The sequence below is a fragment of the Histophilus somni 2336 genome, from assembly GCF_000019405.1.
GTDB classification, from domain to species: Bacteria; Pseudomonadota; Gammaproteobacteria; order Enterobacterales; family Pasteurellaceae; genus Histophilus; species Histophilus somni.
Genome location: NC_010519.1, coordinates 1,386,436 through 1,403,042, shown reverse-complemented (window position 1 = coordinate 1,403,042; position 16,607 = coordinate 1,386,436). Strand labels below are relative to the sequence as shown.

General features: G+C 36.4%; 16 protein-coding genes. 4 read left to right on the top strand and 12 right to left on the bottom strand.

The features are described from left to right. Positions 1-25 precede the first annotated feature (25 nt). Together HSM_RS06445 and HSM_RS06440 are read left to right on the top strand one after the other, a co-directional pair. Positions 26-844 (top strand): Cof-type HAD-IIB family hydrolase, encoded by an 819-nt coding sequence (locus tag HSM_RS06445; RefSeq protein ID WP_012340412.1) that lies wholly within the window; start codon positions 26-28, stop codon positions 842-844. A gap of 19 nt (positions 845-863) precedes the next feature. Beyond that, entirely contained in the window at positions 864-1,247 is a 384-nt protein-coding gene (locus tag HSM_RS06440; RefSeq protein WP_011608929.1) for a CrcB family protein, read from the top strand. Here the strand turns inward: HSM_RS06440 and HSM_RS06435 are convergent. Next, positions 1,225-2,181 carry an alpha/beta fold hydrolase gene (locus HSM_RS06435; RefSeq protein WP_012340411.1) on the bottom strand — a complete coding sequence of 319 codons (957 nt, stop codon included), beginning with the start codon at positions 2,179-2,181 and terminating at the stop codon, positions 1,225-1,227. The two genes, HSM_RS06440 and HSM_RS06435, sit on opposite strands and share 23 nt — an antisense overlap. Before the next feature lie 238 nt (positions 2,182-2,419). On the opposite strand from HSM_RS06435, the gene HSM_RS06430 reads away from it, so the two are divergent. Beyond that, positions 2,420-3,241 carry a pyridoxal phosphatase gene (locus tag HSM_RS06430; RefSeq protein WP_012340410.1) on the top strand — a complete coding sequence of 274 codons (822 nt, stop codon included), beginning with the start codon at positions 2,420-2,422 and terminating at the stop codon, positions 3,239-3,241. A gap of 42 nt (positions 3,242-3,283) precedes the next feature. On the opposite strand, the gene araD is transcribed toward HSM_RS06430, so the two are convergent. The 6 genes from araD to HSM_RS06400 form a co-directional block, all read right to left on the bottom strand. After that, positions 3,284-3,979 carry an L-ribulose-5-phosphate 4-epimerase gene (gene araD, locus HSM_RS06425; protein ID WP_011608926.1) on the bottom strand — a complete coding sequence of 232 codons (696 nt, stop codon included), beginning with the start codon at positions 3,977-3,979 and terminating at the stop codon, positions 3,284-3,286. After that, the gene (locus HSM_RS06420) at positions 3,973-4,833 is read right to left on the bottom strand and encodes an L-ribulose-5-phosphate 3-epimerase (protein WP_041605287.1); all 861 of its coding nucleotides are present in this window, start codon (positions 4,831-4,833) and stop codon (positions 3,973-3,975) included. Before HSM_RS06420 ends, araD begins: the two co-directional genes overlap by 7 nt. A 28-nt stretch (positions 4,834-4,861) precedes the next feature. Beyond that, a complete protein-coding gene (locus HSM_RS06415; protein ID WP_011608924.1) occupies positions 4,862-5,509 on the bottom strand; it encodes a 3-keto-L-gulonate-6-phosphate decarboxylase UlaD in 648 nt (215 codons plus the stop codon). A gap of 10 nt (positions 5,510-5,519) precedes the next feature. Next, a complete protein-coding gene (locus tag HSM_RS06410; protein ID WP_012340407.1) occupies positions 5,520-6,974 on the bottom strand; it encodes an FGGY-family carbohydrate kinase in 1,455 nt (484 codons plus the stop codon). A 101-nt stretch (positions 6,975-7,075) separates the two neighbouring features. Continuing rightward, positions 7,076-8,104, bottom strand: a complete 1,029-nt coding sequence (locus HSM_RS06405; protein ID WP_011608922.1) for an ABC transporter permease — start codon at positions 8,102-8,104, stop codon at positions 7,076-7,078. Between the two features lie 8 nt (positions 8,105-8,112). Beyond that, positions 8,113-9,603 carry a sugar ABC transporter ATP-binding protein gene (locus tag HSM_RS06400; protein WP_012340406.1) on the bottom strand — a complete coding sequence of 497 codons (1,491 nt, stop codon included), beginning with the start codon at positions 9,601-9,603 and terminating at the stop codon, positions 8,113-8,115. A 214-nt stretch (positions 9,604-9,817) separates the two neighbouring features. Here HSM_RS06400 and HSM_RS06395 point away from each other — a divergent pair, with 214 nt between their 5' ends. Continuing rightward, the gene (locus tag HSM_RS06395; protein ID WP_012340405.1) at positions 9,818-10,756 is read left to right on the top strand and encodes a sugar ABC transporter substrate-binding protein; all 939 of its coding nucleotides are present in this window, start codon (positions 9,818-9,820) and stop codon (positions 10,754-10,756) included. A 66-nt stretch (positions 10,757-10,822) separates the two neighbouring features. On the opposite strand, the gene HSM_RS06390 is transcribed toward HSM_RS06395, so the two are convergent. From HSM_RS06390 to HSM_RS06370, 5 genes are all read right to left on the bottom strand, one after another. Continuing rightward, on the bottom strand, positions 10,823-11,710 hold the full coding sequence (locus HSM_RS06390) for an SMP-30/gluconolactonase/LRE family protein (RefSeq protein ID WP_011608919.1): 888 nt from the start codon (positions 11,708-11,710) through the stop codon (positions 10,823-10,825). A gap of 62 nt (positions 11,711-11,772) precedes the next feature. Further along, the gene (locus tag HSM_RS06385; RefSeq protein WP_012340404.1) at positions 11,773-12,882 is read right to left on the bottom strand and encodes an ABC transporter substrate-binding protein; all 1,110 of its coding nucleotides are present in this window, start codon (positions 12,880-12,882) and stop codon (positions 11,773-11,775) included. A 37-nt stretch (positions 12,883-12,919) separates the two neighbouring features. Next, positions 12,920-13,969 (bottom strand): ABC transporter permease, encoded by a 1,050-nt coding sequence (locus tag HSM_RS06380; RefSeq protein ID WP_012340403.1) that lies wholly within the window; start codon positions 13,967-13,969, stop codon positions 12,920-12,922. 42 nt (positions 13,970-14,011) lie between these two features. Next, on the bottom strand, positions 14,012-15,529 hold the full coding sequence (locus HSM_RS06375; protein ID WP_012340402.1) for a sugar ABC transporter ATP-binding protein: 1,518 nt from the start codon (positions 15,527-15,529) through the stop codon (positions 14,012-14,014). A 79-nt stretch (positions 15,530-15,608) separates the two neighbouring features. Next, positions 15,609-16,595 (bottom strand): TRAP transporter substrate-binding protein, encoded by a 987-nt coding sequence (locus tag HSM_RS06370; RefSeq protein ID WP_012340400.1) that lies wholly within the window; start codon positions 16,593-16,595, stop codon positions 15,609-15,611. Positions 16,596-16,607 lie beyond the last annotated feature (12 nt).

Sequence of the window (16,607 nt, the reverse complement as noted above, 5' to 3'; positions counted from 1 at the left end):
TTTCAGTATAGGATAAAGATAGGCTATGCAAAATGTTCCTTTTCGTGCCATCGTCTCTGATTTAGACGGTACATTACTTAATGCCAATCATATGATTGGCGATTTCACTATCGAGACACTACAAAAGCTTGCATCTCAAGGTATAGATATTATCTTAGCAACAGGGCGTAACCATACGGATTTGCTACCAATCTTAAAAAAAATTAAGATCAACAATGCAGTAATGATTACTTCTAACGGTGCAAGAGCACAGGATTTGCAAGGCAATCTTTTAGTCCGCAATTACATTCCTGAAACAATAGCATTTGAAATTATGAACTTACCTTTTGATCGTACACATATATGTGTTAATTCATATCAAGGGGATGATTGGTTTATTAATACAGAAGTTCCTCAGTTGCGTAAATACCATCAAGATTCCGGTTTTATGTATAAAGTAGTGAATTTTGCTCAACATCATGGAAAAACTACAGAAAAAGTGTTTTTCCTTGGCCGTGAACCGCAAGACTTAGTCAATATCGAAACATCTCTCAAAACCACATATGGAGATAAACTCAGCATTACTTATTCAACTCCCGTTTGTTTAGAAATAATGAATCAAAATGTATCAAAAGCCACTGCACTAGAGCAGGTATTAGCTGAGCGGAATTATGGAATGCAGCAATGTATTGCTTTTGGAGATGGTATGAATGATATACAAATGTTAACCCAAGTTGGTAAAGGTTGTGTGATGAGCAATGCTGATCCACGTTTAAAGTCAGCTTGCCCGAATTTAGAAATCATTGGGTTAAACGCACAAGAATCGGTAGCGAGGTATCTCTGCACGCTATTTAATATCATTTAATTCTGTTTATTATACACATATGAATCTATTTACACATTTATTCTTAATTAGCTGTGGTGCTTCTCTTGGTGCAATGTCTCGTCATGGATTGACATTATTACTCAATCCGTTGTTTACTTTCTTGTCCTTTGGCACATTAATTGCAAATTATATCGGTTGTTTAATTATGGGAATAATGCTGGCTATGTTTTGGCATTCGTCTGCTTTTTCAACTGAATATCGCCTATTTTTTGTAACTGGATTTTTAGGTAGTTTAACAACATTTTCGGCATTCAGTGCAGAAGTTATTGAAAATCTGCTTCAACATAAATGGCTAGAAGGCATAACTATTACATCGTTACATATTCTCGGTTGCTTGTTTTTTACAACATTAGGCGTGTTTATTTGGCGTTATTTTCAGTAAAAAACTGATTGATTTTTGCTAGTGCTAAATCTCGAATTCGATCACGTTCAAATAAAATCTCATGCCTACTATGTTCAATCTGCACTAGTTGAGCTTGAGGCAAAAGTGCGGTCAATTTTTGCAGATTTTGGTTATCCACAATTTTTTCTCTTTCTGATTGTAAAACTAGTACCGGAATTTCAATTCGGGGTAAGACAACGGGTAATTTTTTAATGGCATACATACACTCATATACCCAACGAAAAGTTGGTCCGCCTAAATGAATATGTGGGTATCGACGATTAATACGATTCATCCATTTCATTCTAGTACGACAAAGACTCAAATCATTCTTATCTAAATCAGCGGGTTTATACTCACCTTTGCCAAATACATAGCGTGAGCCCTGCCCAAGCAACATCATTAAATTAATAATGAATTCATCTCGTAATGAATGCTGCAGTGGAATACCATAAAATGGTGCAGAAAATACCGCACTTTTTATTTGGTGATTATCATTGGCAAGATAATAAGTGCTGATTAAAGTGCCTAAAGAATGTGCCAAAATATGTTGGCTACGATAGTGATACAACGAAGTAATTTTTTCCACTAACAAAGTAAGATCATCCGCATAAAAACGAAACTCATCAATATAGCCTTTGTCATGGTCTTTTAATAAACGCTGAGAATAGCCTTGTCCACGATGATCAAACGCTAAAACATCATAGCCTTGTCGATAAAAGTCATAAGCCAACTCTGTCCATTTCAACAAGTTTTCTGCACGTCCATTGACCAAAATCACTAATCTACGTTCAGCACAATGTTCTTGAACAAAATGGCGATAGACGATTCGTATTCCTTTTTTTCCTATTATATTTTGCAAAGGAAATTGTGTAGCAAAAGGATACAGTTCGGCTAAGGCAAAATGATTGAAGTGAGATTCATGTTGACTCATAATTTACTCTACATCAAAACTGGAAATGTGTTAATCATAACACATTTCATCATTGTACCTATTGAAAATAATTGCATCGTAGCGGTATAAGGTGAGCATAAAAGTGCGGTCAGTTTTATTTAATTTTCCTATACAGAATTATACAGTTGTCCTATCCCTGCAAAGACTAATATATTCCCTTTGGATTTAAAAAGCTCTATACTGTACCAACTAAATAATATTCAAAACAGGAAAAAAGATGAAATACCAAGTCATTGCATTTGATCTTGATGGCACGTTGTTAAATAGCCAAGGGCAAATTTTAACGTCAAATAAAATCATGATTCAACGTTGTATTGATAAAGGCTTAAAAGTCATTTTAGTCACGGGAAGACATCATACCGCCGCCTATCCTTATTACCATGAGCTGAGTTTAACTACTCCCATGATTTGTTGTAACGGTACCTATATGTATCAACCACAAACAGATACCGTACTTGCAGCAAATCCTCTCTCTTTAGAACAATCCCGACAAGTCATTCAACTGGCAGAAAAATACAATTTACATTTATTAATGTATTCACGTGATACAATGAATTACTCAATAATGAATGAGCATCTGCGTAAATTTTCCGAATGGGTACAGCGTTGTCCTCCCCAAGTACATCCCAAACTACGCCATGTTCCTGATTTTAATGTGTTATTAAATGATCAGGAAACGATATGGAAATTTGTAATTAGCCATCCTGATCATGCCTTGATGCAAACTGCGGTTGATCATTTATCTTCAATTGGGTTTAGTTGTGAGTGGTCATGGGTTGATCGTGTTGATATTGCCAATAGCGGAAATACAAAAGGCTCAAGATTATTGGAGTTACTAAACACATGGCACATTGACCCTCAATTTGTTGTGGCTTTTGGGGATAATCATAATGATATTTCTATGCTTAAATTAGTTGGACTGGGTGTCGCAATGGGTAATGCAGAGGACGAAATTAAACAACAAGCAAACATGGTTACTCTACATCATGATAAAGCGGGAATTGCTTCTGTCTTAGACGCTATTCTTAATAACATCTAAAACTCAGTGCTAAAGCAATTTACTTTAGCACTTATGTCATATTTACTGTCCGTAATAAGCATTCTTACCATGTTTACGTAAGTAATGCTTATCCAGCAACTCTTGTTGCATCGACGATAAATTAGGACGAAGTTGGCGACTAAATAAATTCATATAGCCAATCTCTTCTAAAACAACAGCATTGTGTACGGCATTATCCGGATCATTTCCCCATGCAAAAGGACCATGTGAATGAACTAATACCGCAGGCACATCTTTAGGATCAATCCCTCGTACACGAAATGTTTCTACAATTACCTTCCCTGTTTCAAGTTCATAGTCACCCTGAATTTCTACAGGTGTCATTTTGCGTGTACAAGGAATAGCACCATAAAAATAATCTGCGTGGGTTGTGCCTGCAGCAATCAAATCTTCCCCAGCTTGTGCCCATATAGTAGCATGACGAGAATGAGTATGAACGATACCACCAAGTGTTGGAAATTCACGGTAAAGTATTAGATGGGTAGCAGTATCAGATGAAGGCTTTTTATTGCCCTCCACTACTCGACCTGTGAATAAATCCACAACTACCATATCTTCAGGCGTCATTACCTCATATTCCACTCCGGAAGGTTTAATCACGACTAGATTTTTTTCACGATCAATACCGCTTACATTACCCCAAGTAAATGTCACTAAATGATATTTAGGTAACGCTAAATTTGCTTCAAATACTTTTTGCTTTAATTGTTCTAACATTGAAAACCACCCTCTTTCATTTTTTGTTCAATCCAACGACGTGCATTAATAATTTCTGTGATTGGTTCTTCTGCTTTTTCTGTCCACATTTCAACTAAAAATGCACCACGATAATTTAATTCAGATAAGGTACGAAAACATTGTACAAAATCTACACAGCCCGCACCGAAAGGTACATCACGGAATTGCCCTTTGCTAGTAGTTGTCACTTTATAAGTATCTTTTAAGTGGATTGCTGATATTTTATCAATGCCTAATTTGAGTTCTTCACTCACATTTTCATTCCAAGCAGAAAGATTACCTAAATCGGGATAAACTGTGAACCACGGTGAGCGGATTATATTATCCCACTTTTTCCAACGACTGATTGAGCTAATAAATTGTGTATCCATAATTTCAACAGCAATGGTAACTTGGTGACTTGCCGCAAGTTTAACAGCCCATTCCAATCCCTGCTGGAAGCGTTGAATTGTTCCTTCATCTTGTTCTTCATAGTACACATCATAACCAGCTAATTGAATAGTTCGAATACCAAGATCAACAGCAAGCTGAATTGCTTTTTTCATGATCTCAAAGGCTTTTTGGCGAGTTGCTTCATCCCGGCTACCAAATGGAAAGCGACGATGGCCTGATAAGCACATAGATGGGATAGTAATGCCCGTTGAAATAATAGCAGTTACTAATTCAATACGCTCAGCTTTACTCCAATCTAATCGTGCTAAACGTTCATCTGTTTCATCTATTGAGATTTCGACAAAATCAAAGCCACATGCTTTTGCAATGGATAAACGGTCTTGCCAACTTAGGTTCTTAGGTAATGCTTTCTCATAAATACCGATTTTATGTGTTCTCACAATATACTCCATGTTTATCTCTGCAATATTAGGACCAATATTTATCAATTTCTAACCGCATTTTTTCTACAGTAAATTTTCCTTTTTCACCTGTAAAAGCCCGTCCGGCAATAAATGCTTTAGCATTGATATCTTTAAATAAATAGATATTTTCAGGCACAATTCCACCTGTAATTGAGAGCGATAATCCCATTTTTGATAATTTTTTCATTGTTACTAAGTCATCTTCCGTCCAGCCTTTACCTGCTATTTCCGCATCACGTGCACGGTGATAAATAGCCTGATTGATACCTAAATCGACCCAAGCTTGAGCATCATCGAATGTCCAATTGCCATAGATTTCGATTTGAATTTCTTTTTGATAGTAATCAGCTATTTTCTTACAACTCTCAATTGTTGCAATATGAGCTGCAGCAGAAACAGTAATCCAGTCAGCACCTGCGTTAAATGCCATTTCAGCTAAAATACCACCCGCATCTGTTGTTTTCATATCGCAAACTAAAATATGCTTTGGATATCGTGCTCGTAACATACGTACTGCTCCCATACCTTCTGCAAAAGCAAGAATAGTGCCTACTTCAATAACATCAACCGAGTCTGCTACTTGCTTAGCAGTAACAAGTGCGGTGTTTAAATCTGTTTCATCTAGTGCAAGTTGAATAAGTGGCTTTGTCATTTTTTCCTCATTAAATCATTGCTTTTAACGAATCTATAAGTTTTTGATAACGTTGATATTTTCTTTGATATGCTGTGAAATAAATAGGATTAGGCTCAACACTGAACATAGTTTGCGTTTGGAAAACATCAGTGGTTGACTCACTAGAACCCTGCTTCGCCATCAATGCAGCTCCAAAACATCCCGTTTCTTCAATTTGTGGTACTTCCAGTTTCATTCCTGTGAGATCAGCAAGCATCTGTAACCAGATTTTAGATTTTGTCGGACCACCTGTAACACGTAATAACTTCACATTTGGAAAGCGTTGTAACATCCGATTAAGATGATGCATTAAACTAAATAGTACTCCTTCATAAATTGCTTGCAATAAATGAGCTTGTGTATGATGTGCTTGGAGACCATAAAAGCCAGCTTGCATACCTAATCCTGCATTTGAACCATACAAAAATGGAACAAATAAAACTGAACTGGTAGCAGGTTCAAGCTCCCCGATAAGTTGATTAATTTGTTGATAATCAAGCTGCCATTGCTTCACAAACCATTCTAAATTACCTGCTGAAGTTGGACTGGCTTCATGAATAATTAATTTCTCAGATTGTGCATAGCGTCCATAAACAAAAGGAAGTGTTTGATTATCGTCAATACCATCAGTGATCCCACTTATCACTGACCAAGTGCCTAATACAGCATTAAGTTTAGTTTCATCATCCAAATCTGCACAAAGTGCGGTTGAAACAACATCAAATAATCCGCCAACCACAACTGTACCAACACATAAACCAGTTAAAGTAGCCGCTTCAGGCGTGATATAGCCTGCAATTTGATTGGACTCAATAATAGGCGGAAGTTTATCAATAATGCCTGATAAACCTAGTAAATCAGCCAAGGCAGGATCATATTGCCTTGTAAGTATATTATATAAGTTAGATTCAGAAATATTTGTTTCTTCACAAAAAAGCTTTCCTGTTAAGCAAAAACGCAAATAATCGTGAGACATTAATACCGCACCTATTTCCTCATAACGTTTTGGCTGGTGTTCTTTTACCCAACGCAAAATTGAGACGGGATGACCTGTCCATAAAGTCTGGCGAGTTATTGGATAAAGTTGTTCAGGAATACCATCAGCTTGCCATTGTTTCACGATATCAAGTGAACGTTGATCGGAAGATAAAATCGCACGCCCAAGAGGTCGATGATTCTTATCTAATAAAAAAGCACCTTTACCTTGTGCAGAAATGCCCACACCTTTGATATTACTAGGTTCAATTTGGCTATGTTCAATTGTCTTACGAATCACACTTGCACAAACTTGCCATAATTCATACATATCACGTTCGGCATAGCCGGCTTGCTCGCTAATCACATCAACATTTTCACGCACGCAACCAATCATTTTTCCAAAAGTATCAAAGAGTGCAGCCTTGATAAAAGTGCCTCCACAGTCAATACCAAGTGTGTAATTCATTTCACTATTCCTTATCCTAAATTTCAGCAAGCAATATATTTATTCAAATAACTGTGCATACCAATAATTAAAATTATTAACTATTTAGACTATCTTCTAAGTTATTCTCTAAAGAAAATACGCTTTAATTGTCCTATTGAAACTTTACCACGCCGTAATTGGTCAAAAAATACTGCTAGAATAATAACAACACCAATAATTAGGCGTTGTAAATAAGACGTCACATCTAATAAAGTCAGACCATTTTGCAGTACTCCCATAATTAATGCACCGATTGAAGTTCCAATAACTGAACCAAAACCACCCATCAAACTTGTACCACCAATAACAGTTGCAGCAATAGCATCTAATTCATAACCTGTACCTGCGATAGGTTGTGCCGCATTCAAACGTCCTACTAAAATTACCGCACCTACTGCAGCCAATGCCCCATTAATTACATATGTTTTGACTTCTAATTTCTCAACATTTACACCAGACAAACGAACCGCCTCTCGATTTCCACCTAAAGCATAAATTTGGCGACCAAAAATCGTTTGCGTTAGCACATAAAAACTAACCAACACAACCAAAATAGCAATGATTACTGGGATAGGTATAGAAAACGAATCTGAAATAGGTATTCTTCCATTACCAAAAAAACGCAGAGCATCAGGAAAGTTATAAATTGTTTTTCCATCTGATATCGTTAGTGCCAATCCCCTAGCAATCCCCATCATACCAAGTGTTGCAATAAATGAAGTAACTTTACCATACACAATGATAATTCCATTTATATATCCACATAGTGCACCAACTAAAACGCTCCCTAATATAGCAATTAAAACCACCGCTAATACGGCAAAATCTGATACTTCATCGCCTAACCACTTAAGACCTAGATGAGTAAATAATCCTAAGCATACGGCACTTAGTGCAACGATAGAACCTACAGAAAGATCTATCCCTCCAGTTAAAATAACATAAGTCATACCTACAGCAATAATACATATAACTGAAACTTGTAATAAAATATTTAGAATATTATGAGCTGATAAAAATGCATCAGATGCAAATGACATTCCAATAATCATTACAATTAATGCAATACCAATTCCTAATTTTGAAAAAATTAATTTTAAGTTATCCATTTTAGACCTCATACACCAACCATAGCTTTCATTAGGTTTTCTTCAGTAATTCTAGAACGATCTTTAACTTCTTCTACAATTTCACCATTCCTCATGACCATTACCCTATCTGACATTGTGATTAATTCAGGTAAATCAGACGATACCATAATGATAGTACCGCCGTTGTCTGTAAATTCTCTCATCAAGTCATAAATCTCAGATTTAGCACCAACATCAATTCCTCTTGTAGGCTCATCAAAAAATAAAATATCCACACCACTTTCTAACCATCGAGCAATTACAACCTTTTGCTGATTTCCTCCTGAAAGAGTTCTAGTGTGCTGTTCACCACTGTTAGACACGATTCTCAAGCGATCACGTTGGCTCTCTGCTACATTTTTTTCTTTTTCTTGATCTAATCTAATTCCTGTCCAGAAACGATTTAATATTGGTAATGTTATATTCTTCCGAATACTCTGATCTAATATGAGACCTTGTAGTTTACGATCCTCTGTAATAAATCCAATTTTATGTTTTACGGCTTGTTCCGGTGATCTAATGCAAACTTTTAACTTATCTATAAAAATATTTCCTTTAGCATCATCTGCTCCATAAATTGCTCTTAAAAGTTCTGTTCTACCTGCTCCAACCAAACCTGCAAATCCTAATATTTCTCCTTTATGCACAGTAAAAGAAGCTGATTTAATTTTTTTATTAGTAATATTTTCAACACATAATTTTTCCTGTGTAAATATTGTATCTCTTTGATAATGTCCTAAATTAATTTCTCGACCAACCATCAATCTGACAATTTCTTCTACAGATGTTTCTTTATACAACATCGTGCCAGTAATATTTCCGTCTCGTAATACTGTAACTTTATCTGAAATATATTGAAACTCTTCTAAACGGTGAGAAATATAAATCATCGCTACACCTTTTTCTTTTAACCGGTGAATAATTCTAAAAAGAGTTTCTGTATTTTTACGAGATATAGAAGAAGTAGGTTCATCAAAAATTAATACTTTATATTCACTAAAAATAGCTTTAGCAATTTCAACCATTTGTTGTTGTGCAATCGAAAGATCTGATACTAAATCATCCGGCTGTATATCGAGTTCTAATTCACGAATAATTTTTAGTGTTTTCTCTCTCATTATTTTCCAGTCCATGCGATTTCCTAAATTCGCATGTTCTTTTCCTAAAAAAATATTTTCCAGTACAGTAAGTTGAGGTACTAGCATTAGTTCCTGATGAATAAAACCAACTCCATATTTTTGACCGTCTTTTACATTACGAGGAGAATAAATTTTACCATGAAAAAACATTTCGCCACCATCTGAATTATAGATGCCAGCGATAATCTTGCATAACGTAGATTTTCCTGCTCCATTTTCTCCAATTAAACAATGCACTTCGCCTGAATATATATCAAGATTAATTTTGTCTAAAACCGCTACGTCATAGAAATTTTTACTAATATTTCTAAGTGACAAAATAGGTAAAGTATCTAACACAGCAATTATCCCTTTTTATCAATCTGTATATTAAGAATAACATAAAAAGACTAATAAAATCGTGATAGGTATCACACAAAGTAAATAAACTTAAAAGCTGAGAAAATAGACTTTTAAAGTTTTATTTATTTTGAGAACTAGATCACAGTTTTTAGACAAGTTTTATTTTAGGATTGCTACCAATTTTTAACTACAAACTCACTGGAGATCAATTATGAAATCTAAACTATTCAAAGCAATGCTTATAACAAGTACATTGGCTATTTCTACCTCTCTTTTTGCAGCAGAAAAACCTCAAATTGCATTATTAATGAAAACACTAAGCAATGAATATTTCATTTCTATGCAACAGGGTGCTAAAGAAACTGCTAAACAACTAAATGTAGATTTGACAATTCAAGTTGCGGAAAAAGAAGACTCAACTGAACAACTTGTTGGATTAGTTGAAAATATGATCGCAAAAAAAGTAGATGCAATTATTGTTACACCAAATGATTCTATTGCCTTTATCCCTGCTTTCCAAAAGGCCCAAAAAGCAGGGATTCCAATTATTGATTTAGATGTAAGACTTGATGCAGAAGCAGCTAAAAAAGCTGGATTAAAATTTAACTATGTTGGCGTAGATAATTTTAGTGGGGGTTATTTAGAAGCTAAAAACCTTGCAGAAGCGATAGGTAAAAAAGGAAATATTGCCATACTTGAGGGGATTCCTGGTGTCGATAATGGAGAACAACGTAAAGCCGGAGCTTTAAAAGCATTCTCTGAATATCCTGATATCAAAATTGTTGCTTCACAATCTGCGAACTGGGAAACAGAACAGGCTTTAAATGTAACCACTAACATCTTAACTGCCAACCCTAACATTCAAGGTATTTTTGCCGCAAATGATAATATGGCAATAGGTGCAGTTACTGCGGTTGAAAATGCAGGATTAGCAGGCAAAGTGCTTATAACTGGCTATGATGGTATTCCTCTCGCTATTGAATACGTTAAACAAGGCAAAATGCAAAATACAATTGATCAATTACCGAAAAAACAAGTTGCTGTCGCAATTGAACATGCAATTAAACAAATTAATAAGCAAGATATCCCCGAGGTTTATTATATTGATCCTGTAGTGGTTGACCAGGCTAAAGCTAAACAAAATTATTAATCCTCAATAAATATATAAAGCTAAAAGCCGGTAAAGATTATTTTCTATAATCCTTACCAGCTCTTTTTATTTAAAGGTTAAACAATACAAACTATTAGTAGCTGTAATAAACAAGGTTTTTTGATCTAAACCAAAGGTACAATTAGAAGCGGTTTTATCTAGTAAAATTCTTCCTAAAAAAGTCCCATCAAGTAACAAAACCAGCAGTCCTGTTTCACAGCTACAATAAATCACATTATTGTGATCAATACAGAATCCATCAGGAATACCTGGCGAAATAGCAGCAATGCTTGTACGGTTATATAACTGATTATCAATAACATCAAACACTACAAGATGGTGTAAGCCTGTTCTTTTAAACTCGACTACCGACATATCTGCTACCACTAGCTTAGTTTCATTTTCACAGAAAGCTAAACCATTTGGTCGCATGACATTAAAAGTTGCGATATGGATATCGTCAGTTATAGGATCATAGCAATATACATAACAGCCAATTATTTCACTAGGCGATTTTTTGCCCTCTGCATCACTTAAAATACCGTAAGGTGGATCTGTAAACCAAATTGTTCCATCAGATTTCACAACTACATCATTAGGTGAATTTAGTCGCTTACCTTCTAATTTATTGACCAACACTCGAATATTACCTGCATGATCCGTTAAGCTAATAGCTCGACGACCGTGTTCACAAGTAATCAAATTACCTGCAGCATCCACTGCATTACCATTGGCAAATTGTGATGGTTGTCGGAATATTTGTGTACCTTGTTCAGCCGTCCAGCGATACATTGTATTACCTTTGACATCACTAAATATAACAGCTTGCTGTTTTTCTAGCCAAACAGGTCCCTCTGCCCAAATCGCTTTGTCAAACAATTCTTCTAATCTAGCTTCAGTGCCAACTAATTGGTAAAAGCGTGAATCATAAACTTCAATTTTAGCTGATAACATATACTCTCCTTACTAGGAAAGTGCGGTCTTTTTTGACAATTTTTTGCGACCACAATAGTTGATTACTTCACGTTCCAAATCGCCTTATAGGCTTCTTTATAACCATTTTGTGGATCATAAAGGTTCTTATTCCCACCATCAAATGCCACGTTGTCTTTAATCACTAGGTGAGCAGGAGTGACATAACCAGAGGGTTTTTCTCCAGCAAAAGCACGATTAAGTTCATCCACTAATTGCCAACCATGTAAATTCAGGGGTTCCGGTACGGTAGCAAATTGATGATTATTATTCCGAATACGTTGATAGGCAGTAACTGAACCATCTCCTGCAGAAATGTTGTATGGCATTTCTCCTTTGTTTGCAGAACGTAAGGACGGTGTCATAAAATCAAAATAGAGATCGTTAATAGCAAGTGTGTATTGTAAGTTATCACCATATTTTTGTAATAAACTAAAAGTTAGGCTCGGCATACGACTTGAGGTATCTGCAAGCGGCGTATCAATGAACTCTAATACCTGACATTCTTTACATTGTTCAATAATTTCTTTCATCACATTCGCTTTACGTAACGCAATTTCATATAGTGAATCGGTAAGAATAACCACTTTTGCTTTTCCATCTGAGTTTGCTACAGCAAGTTGAGCTGAAAGTTTAGCAATTTGGTCAGAATCAGAGGTGACATTATAGAAAATATTATATTTATTAATTGGTCCCGGTTCCGGTGTAGCATGCCATGCAACCAATGTGATTCCATTTTTAGTTGCCTTGCTAAGTGGAATTTTTGCCACATTTGGATTCCAACCCCCAATGACAATGGCATCAGGTTTACGAGCAATCGCTTGGTTTAAAGCAGAAAGTTGATTATTGACCGCACCTGCTCCATCAAGAATATCTAATTTCCAGCCAGCTATACTCGTTGCCTCTTTCATACCATCAATTACACCTAATACACCGCCATTTTTCATATCAGAAGCAATGAAAATAATATTTTTTCCTTGTTGTACTTTTGGACCTGTTGTTGGTCCATCCCAAGTTGTTTTTTGAGCAGCAGCTGTAGCAACTTGTTGTTTTGCTTCAGCGACAAATGGATCATTTGCCATAGTGTTGCCGGCAAAAGAGAGTGCGACTACAGAAGCCACTACACTTAAACTACAATGAAAAAACTGTTTCATAAATTTTCTCCTTTTAATGGGTAATTAACACAACAAATTATTTTGTTGCTGCTTTCTTGTGTACTGCTTTTTGACCTAATAAACGTTTACGTTGTGCATAACCTGCGATAGTGATAGATAATAATAAAGTTGCACCATTAAATAATGGCTCGACCCAAAAAGCACCGCCGAATTGTTGAATACCAGAAATGCCAATAGCAAGAATTGCAATCCCAATAACGGTACCCCAAACATTAATCCGACCCGGTTTAATTGTAGTGCTGCCTAAGAACGCACCTACCAGTGCGGGTAAAAGATAATCCATTCCGACACTTGCTTGCCCAACACCCTGTTGTGCTGCGATGAGAACTCCGGTAAACCCTGTGATTAAACTAGATACAATAAATGGCACAATCGTATATTTCTTAATCGAAATACCATTCAAATAAGCGGCGGTAGGATTTCCTCCTACAGCATACATACAACGTCCTGTTGGGGTATGTTCAGTCACCAGCCACATGACAATAGCAACGATTAACACATAAAAAGCCGAGATAGGAATACCTAAGATCTCAGTACTGTTAATAGCAATAAAAGCATCAGGTAAATCACCGACAATTTGGCGACCGCCTGAATGCCATAAAGCAATTGCATACAATACCGTTCCCGTTCCCAATGTAGCGACGAAGCTATCAATGTCAGCAAGTGCAACTAAAATCCCATTAAGTAAGCCATAAATTGCTGCCACAATGAGTACTGTGATAGTCGCCATTTGCCATGAAAAACCGAATTGAACTTGTAGTGTAATAGCTAAAATATGCCAAAGAACAATACCAAAGCCTACATTTAAGTCAATTTTGCCTACAATCATGGTCGTCGTCGCTGCGAGTGCCAATAGTGCAATTTTTGATTTACTTTCTAAAATCGCATGTAAGGTTAGCATAGAGGCAAAAGAATCTGTTGTCATAGAGAAAAGTATGATAAGTAAAAAACATAAGCAGAGTAACCCATATCGAGTGATCATTTGAGAAACCCACGCCCAAAACCCATCACGTGCAATAGATACAGGCTGTTCTAAAGCGGTTGATTTAATATTTGTTTGAGCCATGATGCTCTCCTATTGTTTAAGTGCGGTCTAAAAACACGAAAATTAATTTATGGTAGCAGATGCGTCCGAAGCGAGTGCCAGCAAATTCGCAAATGTGACTTGTTCATTGAATAATTCACCCACGATATCGCCTCGGTTGAATACCAAGGCTCGATTACAAAGATGTGCAATTTCTTCAAAATCGTTTGAAATCACAATAATTGCAACACCTTTTTTCAAGGCTTGATTTAATAAGTCATAAATTTCTGCTCGTGCACCAACGTCTACACCCGCAGTTGGATCTTCTAAAATCAGCACAGGTGTATTGAGCTGCATCCAACGTGCAAGCACAATTTTCTGTTGATTACCTCCTGAAAGCGAACTGACCTCAATAAATAAATTTTTTGGCCGAATATCAAAGAGCTGGAATTGATACCAACATTCAGACCTTTCTTTTTTGCTTGCATAATTTTTTAATGGAAAATGACCACTTAAGATAGGATTGATAAAGAGATTTTCCATGGTTGTCATTGACATGACAAGACCTTCTCGGATACGGTCTCCGGCAACAAGTGCTACACCTTTATAAATTGCCTCACATGGCGACTCGGCATGATAAGCACATTCATTTAAACTAATGTCTCCACTTTCCAACTTACGTAGTCCAAATAATAATCGTCCTATCTCTTCTTGTCCCGCACCTCGCAATCCTGCTAATGCAATCATTTCGCCCTGATGTAAACTAAAGGAAACAGGACCGGTATCACCAACAACAACTTCGTTAAGCCGTACCACTTCTGGTGTGTTTTTAGGCAATGGTTCACGTTGTTTTTCTCTTGTTTCTTCACCAACAATAGCCTTCACTAGAGCTTTCACATCATAATCTTTAGTCGAACCTTCTGCCACAGAATAACCATCACGCATGACTAAAATGCGATCAGAAAGCCTAATGACCTCATCCAATCGGTGAGTGACATAAATCATACCAACGCCCTGTTTACGTAGGCGATTAAGCACCTTGAATAAATGTTCAACATCACCTGCAGGTAGAGAGGCAGTTGGTTCATCCAACACTAAAATCTCAGCATTGACAGCAATCGCACGAGCAATGGTCAATAACGCTTTTTCTGTACGACTTAAGTCAAAAACTCGAGTTTGAGCAGAAAGGTGAATACCAACAAAATCCAATGCTTCTTGTGCTTGTTGATTAATTTTTTTCCAATCAATCAAGCCGAAACGGCGAGGAAATCCCATTACAAATGCCATATTTTCAGCAATCGTCATCCATTCAACCAGCCCTAAATCTTGATGAATAAAAGCAATAGGTTGTTTATTTTTATTGGTAAGAGATTGTGCCGATTGGATTTTTTGTTGATGAAAATAAATTTCACCTTCATCACGAGAATAGATACCTGCCAGAATTTTAATTAAAGTGGATTTGCCCGCACCATTCTCACCGAGCAATGCAACAATTTCTCCTTGGTGAATATTAAGGCTAACATCATTTACTGCTACCTGATTACCGAATCGTTTGACGATATGCTGTAGCTGAAGGATTGGAACGTCTCCATTTGCCAACATAAGCTCCTCCTTCCGAATAAGGAATAAGTAAAAGTGCGGTCAATTTAATAAAAATTCTGTTTCTTATCATTGAATATACTTATTTTGCTAATGCATCAATTTTTTTAACTAAATCATCACCATTTTTCTCAATGAATGCCTTGCGTACTTCGTTTTCAATGGCTGCCCTAAACGGTCCGGTATCAACACGCTCAATAATTTCAACGCCCGCTTTTTGCATTTTTTCAATAATGCTTTTTTCATTTCTAAGGTTAAGCTGGCGTTGATAAGCACCTGCTTCTTGTGCAGCTTCGACTAATGCTGTTTGCAATGCCGGAGACAAGGCATCGAATTTGGCTTTGTTCATAACAACAATCAATGGCGTATAACCATGGTTAGTTAAGCTTAAGTATTTTTGCACCTCATATAATTTAGCAGACCAAACAATACCAACAGGATGTTCTTGAGCATCTACCGCACGTGTTTCAAGTGCGGTATAAAGTTCGGATAATGGCATTGGAACTGGATTTGCCCCTAAGATTGAAAATGCTTGAATATACATTGGATTTTGGTTAGTCCGCACTTTTAACCCTTTAATATCATCAGGGGATTTTACAGGATGTTTTGAGTTAGTAAAAGATCGAAATCCTACTTCCCAAAAAGCTAAACCTTTTAATCCTTTGGCTTCTAATTCTTTTAATAAACTTTGACCAATTTCACTATCCAATACGGCATATACATGCTCGCGGTTTTGGAAAATGAATGGAATATCAATCACATTTAATTTTGGTACTAATCCAGAAAAATTTGGAGAACCTGACATTTCCAAGTCAATCGTTCCACCACGTACAGCACTGATCATAGTTTGTGCGTTACCTAACGTACTGTCTGGAAAAAGTGTTAGCTTGATTTCTCCTTTTGTTTTTTCCTTTAAAAGGTCGTTAAATTTCTTTGCTGCTTCATGTTGTGTATCACCACGAGGAGCTTCATAACCAAAACGTAATGTTGTTGCAGCACTGGCAGTGCCTGAGAATATAGTCATGCTAGCCATGAACACAGAAAGCGTTTTAAAATTTAATAGTGTCATAATGTTCTCCTA